At 64.3% G+C, this 8,685-nt stretch carries 8 protein-coding genes and 1 pseudogene; all 9 read left to right on the forward strand.

Annotated elements, in window-relative coordinates; translation table 11 throughout:
- Window positions 1–1,156: pseudogene (locus Q0Y09_RS10090) on the forward strand (chromosome segregation protein SMC); the annotation flags it as partial.
- Window positions 1,157–1,169: 13 nt separating this feature from the next.
- The gene (locus Q0Y09_RS10095) at window positions 1,170–1,412 is read left to right on the forward strand and encodes a hypothetical protein (protein ID WP_297721001.1); all 243 of its coding nucleotides are present in this window, start codon (window positions 1,170–1,172) and stop codon (window positions 1,410–1,412) included.
- A 16-nt stretch (window positions 1,413–1,428) separates the two neighbouring features.
- A complete protein-coding gene (gene ftsY / locus Q0Y09_RS10100) occupies window positions 1,429–2,295 on the forward strand; it encodes a signal recognition particle-docking protein FtsY (protein WP_297721002.1) in 867 nt (288 codons plus the stop codon).
- 77 nt (window positions 2,296–2,372) lie between these two features.
- A complete protein-coding gene (gene rph, locus Q0Y09_RS10105) occupies window positions 2,373–3,089 on the forward strand; it encodes a ribonuclease PH (protein WP_297721004.1) in 717 nt (238 codons plus the stop codon).
- A gap of 4 nt (window positions 3,090–3,093) precedes the next feature.
- A complete protein-coding gene (locus tag Q0Y09_RS10110; RefSeq protein ID WP_297721006.1) occupies window positions 3,094–3,702 on the forward strand; it encodes an XTP/dITP diphosphatase in 609 nt (202 codons plus the stop codon).
- A 10-nt stretch (window positions 3,703–3,712) separates the two neighbouring features.
- Window positions 3,713–4,030 (forward strand): ribosome assembly RNA-binding protein YhbY, encoded by a 318-nt coding sequence (yhbY, locus tag Q0Y09_RS10115; protein ID WP_297721008.1) that lies wholly within the window; start codon window positions 3,713–3,715, stop codon window positions 4,028–4,030.
- A 364-nt stretch (window positions 4,031–4,394) separates the two neighbouring features.
- The gene (gene yqeK / locus Q0Y09_RS10120) at window positions 4,395–5,609 is read left to right on the forward strand and encodes a bis(5'-nucleosyl)-tetraphosphatase (symmetrical) YqeK (RefSeq protein ID WP_297721010.1); all 1,215 of its coding nucleotides are present in this window, start codon (window positions 4,395–4,397) and stop codon (window positions 5,607–5,609) included.
- Window positions 5,609–7,168, forward strand: a complete 1,560-nt coding sequence (locus Q0Y09_RS10125; protein WP_297721012.1) for an LCP family protein — start codon at window positions 5,609–5,611, stop codon at window positions 7,166–7,168. Before yqeK ends, Q0Y09_RS10125 begins: the two co-directional genes overlap by 1 nt.
- Window positions 7,169–7,288: 120 nt before the next feature.
- A partial coding sequence (locus tag Q0Y09_RS10130; protein WP_297721014.1) for an LCP family protein occupies window positions 7,289–8,685 on the forward strand: 1,397 nt, incomplete at its 3' end.

Consider the following 8,685-nt stretch of genomic DNA (forward strand, 5'->3'; position numbering starts at 1 on the left):
GCTGGAGGCCGCGGCGGCGGAGATCGCCCGGCTCAACCAGGAGCGGGCCGCCCTGGCGGCTGAGGAGGCCGCCACCGCTCAGGCCCTCACCGAGCTGGAGGAGCTGCGCCGGGACATCACCGGCGACAAGGCCCAGCGGGAGCACATGCTCCGGGAGATCGAGGCCAAAAACGACGACCTGGGCGCGCAGATCCGGGCCCAGGAGGAGGCGCTTCAGCGCATCCGGGTGGAAAACGAGGACCGCCAGAGCCAGATCGACAGGCTCAACGAGGAGCGGCTGGACCTGGAGGCAGAGCGGAACCGGGCGGACAAGGAGAGCCGGGACAAGAACGGCGAGCTGCTGAACCTGGAGCGGGAGGCCGCGGCGCTGGAGCAGAAGAAGACGGCCTCCGCCCTGGAGGAAAAGCAGATCCTGGACAGGCTCTGGGAGACCTACGAGCTCTCCCACGAGGCGGCCCGGGCCCAGCGCCAGGAGCTGGAGAGCCTGCCCAAGGCCCAGAAGCGGGTGGGGGAGCTCAAGCGGAGCATCTCCGGCCTGGGCAACATCAACCTGGACGCCATTGAGGAGTTCGACCGGGTCAATCAACGCTATACCTACCTCACCGACCAGCGGGACGACGTGCGCCGGTCCAAGGAGGAACTGGAAAAGGTCATCGCCGACATCACCGGGGAGATGAAGGCCATCTTCACCCAGCAGTTCGGCGTCATCAACGCCGCCTTCGGGGAGACCTTCACCGAGCTCTTCGGCGGCGGCAAGGCCACACTGGAGCTGGAGGACCCGGAGGACATCCTGAACTGCGGCATCGAGATCAAGGTCCAGCCCCCGGGCAAGGCCCTCAAGGTCCTCTCCCTCCTCTCCGGCGGCGAGAAGGCATTCGTGGCCATCGCCCTCTACTTTGCCATCTTGAAGGTGCGGCCCACTCCCTTCTGCGTCATGGACGAGATCGAGGCCGCCCTGGACGACGTCAACGTCACCCGGTTCGCCCGGTATCTCCGGGGCATGAGCGCCAAGACCCAGTTCATCGTCATCACCCACCGCCGGGGCACCATGGAGGAGGCCGACGTCCTGTACGGCGTCACCATGCAGGAACAAGGGGTAAGTCGTTTGTTGACCATCAACCTAAATGATGTGGAAAAAGAATTGGACCTGAAGTGATGGGAGGAACAGCATGAAAAAGTTCCACATTGACCATCGAAATGTGCATAAGCTCAAGAGGCTCCTGATGGGCGCCGGGATCGGGCTGGTACTGCTGGGCTTCCTCTGGCCGCCGGCCATGGTGGCGGGGGGACTGCTGGCGGTCCTCGCCGTCGTTGTGGTACGGCTCTACTGGTGCTGCCCCCACTGCGGGATGGGCCTTCCCATCCGGGATGGAAGCATCCAATATTGTCCCTACTGCGGAAAAAGTTTATAATTAAAGGAAGAAGTATATGGGATTTTTTGATAAAATTAAAAAGCTGAACATCTTTGCCGGCTTCTCTGCCATTGACGACGACTTCTATGACGAGCTGGAGGAGATCCTCATCCTCTCCGACATGGGCATGGACACCACCCTCAAGGCGGTGGAGGAGCTCAAGCGCCGGGTGAAGAGCGAGAAGCTCAAGGACAAGGAGGAGGTACGGGGCTGTCTGCGCCGGGTCCTCCAGGACATGCTGGCGGTGGGGGACCAGGGCCTGGACCTCTCCACCCGCCCCTCGGTGATCCTCTTCATCGGGGTCAACGGCGTGGGCAAGACCACCACCATCGGCAAGCTGGCCGCCAATCTGAAAGCCCAGGGGAAGAAGGTCCTCCTCTGCGCCGGTGACACCTTCCGGGCCGCCGCCGCCGATCAGCTCACCATCTGGTCCCAGCGGGCGGGGGTGGAAATCGTCAAGCAGCACGAGGGGGCCGACCCCGCCTCGGTGGTCTTTGACGCGGTGAGCGCCGCCAAGGCCCGGAACAGCGACGTCATCCTGGTGGACACCGCCGGGCGGCTCCACAACAAGCAGAACCTGATGAACGAGCTGAGCAAGATCTCCCGCATCATTGACCGGGAGCTCCCCGGCTGCGCCAAGGAGACCCTGCTGGTGCTGGACGCCACCACCGGCCAGAACGGCCTCATCCAGGCCAAGCAGTTCCGGGAGACCGCCGGCGTCACCGGCATCGTCCTCACCAAGCTGGACGGCTCCGCCAAGGGCGGCATCACCGTGGCCATCGCCGACACCCTCCAGATCCCCGTGAAGTATGTGGGCCTGGGGGAGGGCATCGAGGACCTGCGGCCCTTCGACGCCGCCGACTTCACCGAGGCACTGGTATAAAACTTCATGCGCCAAGCGCGCACCACTGCATAGCAAAGAACAGGGCCATACGGCCTTGATTTTGGAGGGATAGGACCATGACAAGGATCGACGGACGGGCCTGGGATGAGCTCCGGCCCATTGAGATCACCCCTGGCTTCAACAAATTCGCGGAGGGCTCCTGCCTCATCCGCTGCGGCAACACCATGGTGCTCTGCACCGCGTCAGTAGAGGAGAAGACCCCGCCCCATGTCCCCGAGGGAGAGGGCTGGGTCACCGCGGAGTACTCCATGCTGCCCCGGGCCAACCGGGAGCGGAGCAAGCGGGACGTCTCCAAGCTGAAGCTCTCCCCCCGTTCGGCGGAGATCCAGCGCCTGGTAGGCCGGGCCCTCCGGGCGGCTGTGGACATGAAAAAGCTGGGGGAGCGCACCATCACCATCGACTGCGATGTCCTCCAGGGGGACGGCGGCACCCGTACCGCCAGCGTCACCGGCGGCTTTGTGGCCCTCAGCTACGCGCTGCACAGTCTGGTGGAGCGGGGGGTGCTCCCCGAAATGCCCCTGAAGACCTGCGTGGCCGCCATCTCCGCCGGCATTGTGGACGACCAGCTCCTGCTGGATCTGTGCTATGAGGAGGACTCTGCCGCCCAGGTGGACCTCAACTGCATCATGACCGGCGAGGGGGAGATCGTGGAGCTCCAGGGCACCGGCGAGGGCCGGGCCTTCACCATCGAGGAGCAGCGGGCCCTGGTGGACCTGTGCGCCAAGGGCATCCGGGAGATCCAGGCCATTCAGCGTTCCGCCCTGGGAGGTTGAGTCTATGAAGGTCGTACTTGCCAGCAAGAACCAGCATAAGCTGGTGGAGATGCGGGACATTCTCTCCGCCCAGGGGGTGGAGGTGGTCCTGGAGTCCGACGTGGGCGTGGATGTGGACGTGGAGGAGACGGGGACCACCTTTGAGGAGAACTCCCTGTTGAAGGCCCGGGCCGTCATGGAGGCCTGCGGCCTGCCCGCCATCGCAGACGACTCCGGCCTTGCGGTGGATGCCCTGAACGGCGCCCCCGGCGTTTACTCCGCCCGGTACGGCGGGGAGGGCCTGGACGATGTGGGCCGGTACCGGCTGCTGCTGGAGAACATGCGGGGGCAGTTGGACCGGAAGTGCAGGTTCGTCTCGGTCATCACCCTGTGCATGCCCAACGGCGACGTCATCACCGCCCGAGGGGAGTGCCACGGCACCCTGGCCTACGCCCCCCAGGGGGAGAACGGCTTCGGCTACGACCCCATTTTCTTCGTGCCGGAGCGGAAAAAGACCTTTGCCCAGCTCACCGCCGAGGAGAAAAACGCCATTTCCCACCGGGGGAACGCCCTGAAAATCTTTCGGGAAAAGCTCTCGGACTATCTGTCTGAACAGAACACAGAAGAGAAATAAAGGAGATACTATGGATCTGACAAGCAAGCAGCGGGCCCAGCTTCGGGGCCTGGCCAATTCCATCGACACCATCCTCCATGTGGGCAAGGACGGCCTGGGGGACAACCTCATCAAGCAGGCCGACGACGCCCTGGAGGCCCGGGAGCTCATCAAGGGCAAGGTCCTGGAAAATTCCATGCTCAGCGCCCGGGAGGCCGCCGAGGCCCTGGCCCAGGCCACCCGCAGCGAGGTGGTCCAGGTCATCGGAACAAAATTCGTTCTGTACCGTCAAAGTCATAACAAGGACAAGAAGGACCGAATCGTGCTGGTGAAGGACAAGCGGAACTGACGAATTTTGTTCCCCGCCGCGTCTGCGGCGTACAAGCGGTCCGAAGGACCCTTGGCGCAAGGCGGGATTTACTCCCGCCGCGCAGGTGAGATCCGGAGGGGGTCCCCGCAGGGCGGAGCCCAGTGGGGGAGACAAAACTCGTGTTATATCGTCAAAGTCATAACAAGGACAAGAAGGACCGGATCGTGCTGGTGAAGGACAAGCGGCAGGTCTGAGCATGCTCAGCCCGCAGTGAAAAAATGCGGGATCTGGACAACCATGTCCCCGTCCGGGGCGTCTTTCATGGAGGGGCGTCCTTTGCGGGGGCGGAAGGCCCATACGGCAGCGTCTCGAAAGAACAGCCAAGAAAAGGGGAGTGTTCGCAATGAAGATCGGCGTGTATGGCGGAACCTTTGACCCGCCCCACCTGGGGCATATGCAGGCGGCCCGGGCGGCGGCGGAGCGGCTGGGTCTGGACAAGATCCTCTTTGTTCCGGCGGCCCTTCCGCCCCACAAGGCCCTGCCGCCGGAGTCTGTGCCGGCGGAGGAGCGGCTGGCCATGACGGCCCTGATGGCCGACGGGCTCTGCCTGGAGGCTGGGCGGCCCGGCCTGGCCGGGGCTGACGGCCTGGAGCTCTCCCGGCAGGGCAAGAGCTACACCGTGGACACCCTGGAGGAGCTGCGGCGGCGCTATCCTGACGACGAGCTGTGGCTCCTCATGGGAACAGATATGTTCCTCACCCTGCAAGACTGGCGGGACCCGGAGCGGATCACCGTCCTGGCCGGCATTGCCGCCTTTGCCCGCAGCGAGGCCGACCGCCGGTCGGCCCTGGAGGCGCAGGGCCGGGCGCTCCGGGAGCGTTACGGCGCCCAGGTGGCGGTGGTGGAGCTGCCCCAGATCATTGACCTTTCCTCCACTCAGGTCCGCGCTCTGTTGGAGACGGACCGGGCCCAGGTCCGGGATGCCCTCTGGTGCCAGGTCTACGGCTATATTCTCCTCCACAGTCTCTATGGGGTGAGGGCCGACCTCAGACATCTGGACGACGACGACCTGCGGTGCGCCTCCCTCTCCATGGTGAAGGCCAAGCGGGTCCCCCACATCAGGGGCTGTGAGGCCGAGGCGGTGCGTCTGGCAGAGTACTGGGGGGCCGACCCCCACCTGGCCCGTCGGGCCGGCATCCTCCACGACTGCACCAAGTATCTGGAGCTGGACGAGCAGCTGGCATTGTGCGAGAAATACGCTGTCCCGCTGGACGACCTGGAGCGGGTGGCGGTGAAGCTCCTCCACTCCAAGACCGGCGCCGCCATCGCCCGGCATGTGTTTGGGGAACCGGATGAGGTGTGCAATGCCATTTACTGGCACACCACCGGCAAGGCGGACATGGACCTCCTCTCCAAAATACTCTATCTGGCCGACTATATCGAGCCCTCCAGGGCGGACTTTGAGGGGCTGGAGGAGCTGCGGCGGCTGGCCTATACCGATCTGGACGCCGCCCTCCTCCTGGGCTGCGAGCTCACCATCCAGGACATGGAGGAGCGGGGCGTGCCGGTACACACCAACACCCTCCAGGCCAGAGATTTCCTGAAAGGGCGGACCTGATGAATCCTGAGAGAGAACAGAATAAGGGCGGCAAGCATCTTCAGACCAAGGGAGAAAAGACCCCCAAGCCGCCCCGAAAAAAGCTGACTGCCCGGCAGAAGGCCATTCGGGCGGCCTGTCTGGCCGCCGTCCTCCTGACCGCCCTGGCGGTGGGCGTCTTCGCGGTTTCCCGCCTGCTCTTTGTCAGGCCGGAGCTCCCCGGCACGGAGGGGCCCCGGCCCACCCAGAGCGCTGCGCCCGAGGACACCAAGCCCCCTGAGATCACCGGGGACGAGGCCCCTGATCTGGCGGCGGCGGGCCGGAAGGCGGACTACTACACCTTCCTCCTGGTGGGCCGGGATACAGGGGGCGGGGGCAATACCGATACCATCATGGTGGTCTCCTACGATGTGGCTGGTCAGCGGCTCAACGCCATGAGCATCCCCCGGGATACCATTGTCAACAAGTCCTGGGACATCAAAAAGATCAACTCGGTCTACAACCGGGCCGGCGGCGGAGAGAAGGGCATGGCCGCCCTCATGGATACCGTGGCCGATACCATCGGCTTTGCCCCCGACTTCCACATCGTGGTGGAGTGGGAGGCGGTGGGGGAGCTGGCCAAGGCCATCGGCGGCGTGGATTTCGATGTTCCGGTGGAGATGAACTACGACGACCCCACCCAGGATCTCCACATCCACATCAGCAAGGGCTACCAGCATCTGGACGGGGAGCAGGTCATGCAGGTCCTCCGCTTCCGCAAGAACAACAACGGCGCCCCCGGCATCTACAACCAGGGGGATATTGGCCGCATCCAGGTCCAGCAGGATCTGCTCATGGCCATCGCGGACAAGCTCCTCCGACCCTCGGTGGTGACCCACATCCCGGAGCTGGTGGACATCTTCATGGACAACGTGGAGACTGACCTCACCATCCCCAACCTGCTGTGGCTGGCCAAGTCGGCCATCCAGGGCGGCCTGCGGACCGACAGCGTGAACTTTGTCACCCTGCCGGCCAACTACAACGGCTATTTCTGGAGCTACTCCATCGGACGCAACGAGTCCTATGTCTTCCCCTACGCCGGAGAGATCGTGGAGCTGGTCAACGCCGACTTCAACCCCTATCTCACCGACGTTACCCGGGCCAATCTGGACGTGGTCTATAAGAATGACGACGGCTCTATCGCCGCCACCGGAAGCGCCATCCGGGATAGCAAGGCCAACCCGGCCTACTACGAATCCCTGCTGCCGGAGGAGACGGAGCCGCCGGAGACGAGCCAGCCGCCGGAGGAGACCGAGCTGCCCGGGGCGACTGGTGCGCCTGAAGAGACCGGCACGCCTGGGGAGACCCAAACGCCCGGGGAAACCGAGCCGCCGGAGGAGACCGAGCTGCCCGCTGAGACCGGGACGCCGGACGGGACGGAGCCCCCGAGCGGGGGAGAGCTCCCTGCTGAGACCGGAACGCCGGTCCCTTCTGAGGCGCCAGAGACGCCAGAGGAGACGGAGGAGACACAGCCCTCTCCGGGGGACATCGGCATCCCCATCTTCACTCCGCCGGCGGTCCCGACCCAGCCGGCGCCCTGAACCGTTGCATTTTTCCGCGATCTGTGATACCCTCTGTAAACTGAGGGGAGGGTCGCGGGATGCTCCCCAAAGGATCTTCGCTTTCACGGAGACCAGCCACATTCTGAAAGGACGAAGCACATGACCCCAGAGAAAGAACAGAAAAAGGGCGGCAGCCGTCTGGCCGGACCTGCGGCAGAGAAGGATAAGCGGCCCCGGAAGAAGCTGACTGGCCGGCAGAAGGCCCTGCGGGCGGTCTATATCACCCTCACTGTGCTGGCCGCCCTTGTGGTGGCGGTATTTGCGGTGTCCAAGCTGCTGTTCGTCAAGCCGGACATCACCCCGGAGGGGGGGCGTCCGGAGACGCCCATCCACAGCAGCGGACTGGAGACCGAGACCCCCAGCGTCTACGGCAGCGGACGGAAGGAGGACTTCTTTACCTTCCTGGTCATCGGACGGGACACCGGCGGCGGGGGCAACACCGATACCCTGATGCTGGCCTCCTACGATGTGCCCAACCAGAAGCTCAATGTCATGAGTATTCCCCGGGACACCATGGTCAACGTCTCCTGGGACATCAAACGCATCAACTCGGTCTACAACTATGCCGGCGGGGAAGACGACGGCATTGAGGCCCTGGACAAGGAGATCAGCCAGCTGGTGGGCTTCGTGCCCGACTTCCAGGTGGTGGTGGAGTGGGCCGCCGTGGGCGAGCTGGTGGATGCCATCGACGGGGTGTGGTTCGACGTACCCCGGAATATGAACTACGACGACCCCACCCAGGACCTCCACATCCATATCAAGAAGGGCTACCAGCTGCTGGACGGCGAGGCCGCCATGGGGGTCATCCGCTACCGCCACGACAACGACATGCGCTACGGCTATGCCGACGGCGATCTGGGCCGCATCAAGACCCAGCAGGCATTTTTGAAGGCGGTGGTGGAGCAGTGTCTCCAGATCAAGAACGTGGCCCGCATCCAGGAGCTCTCCGAGGTCTTTGACCGGAACGTCACCACCAATCTGAGCATTCAAAACATGTTCTGGTTTGGCCAGCAGGCCATTTTCGGCGGTCTGAAGATGGAGAACGTCAATTTTGTCACCATGCCCTGCACCAATAAGGCTGTGTGGAGCCGGGGCGTGGGTAATATGCAGTCCTATGTGGTGCCCAACACCGACGAGCTGGTGGACCTGGTGAACCAGTGTTTCAACCCCTATCTGGAGGAGCTGAGCTCCCGCGAGCTGGACATCATGTATGTCAACAGCGACGGCACCATCGGCTCCAGCACCGGCAAACTGGAGGACCGCACCCACAATTCTGCCTGGCTGGAGCATAAGAACCGGCCTGTCGCCACACCGGAGCCCACCGAGACCCCGCTGCCCGGGGAGACGGAGACCCCGGCGGAGACGACGCCCCCCGGAGAGACCGGCGCGCCGGGTGAGACCGGGGCCCCGTCGGAGACGGAGCCGCCGGCAGGGACCGGGACCCCGTCGGTGACAGAACCGCCGGCAGAGACCCAGGCCCCGGCGGAGACCACGCC

Origin of the sequence: Intestinimonas sp. (assembly GCF_026169115.1) — a bacterium.
Classification (GTDB): domain Bacteria; phylum Bacillota; class Clostridia; order Oscillospirales; family Oscillospiraceae; genus Intestinimonas.